This is a genomic window from Bacillus sp. GbtcB10 (assembly GCF_019091365.1).
GTDB lineage: Bacteria > Bacillota > Bacilli > Bacillales > Bacillaceae > Bacillus > Bacillus altitudinis.
In genome coordinates this window covers 1-233 of record NZ_JAGXJP010000422.1, presented here as the reverse complement: position 1 = coordinate 233, position 233 = coordinate 1, and the positions used below count along the sequence as shown (strand labels likewise).

1 pseudogene is annotated in these 233 nt (G+C 34.8%); it reads left to right on the top strand.

Going from position 1 to position 233, the window contains the following annotated elements:
• Nucleotides 1-233, top strand: a pseudogene (locus KVT11_RS20705) (ABC transporter ATP-binding protein); the annotation flags it as partial.

Sequence of the window (233 nt, the reverse complement as noted above, 5' to 3'; positions counted from 1 at the left end):
TACAAATCGGTTATGTACCTGAACATTTTCCTGAAGGGATTCGTTTTACATTAGAAGATTATCTATATCATCTCGGTCGCATTCACGGTTTATCAACAAAATATGTAAAAGATAAAATTCCGCTGCTTCTTGAAAGGTTTCATTTACTTCATGCAAGGCATTCCGTTGTACGAAACTTTTCAAAAGGTATGAAACAAAAAACAGGCATTATGCAAGCATTACTTACGGACGTA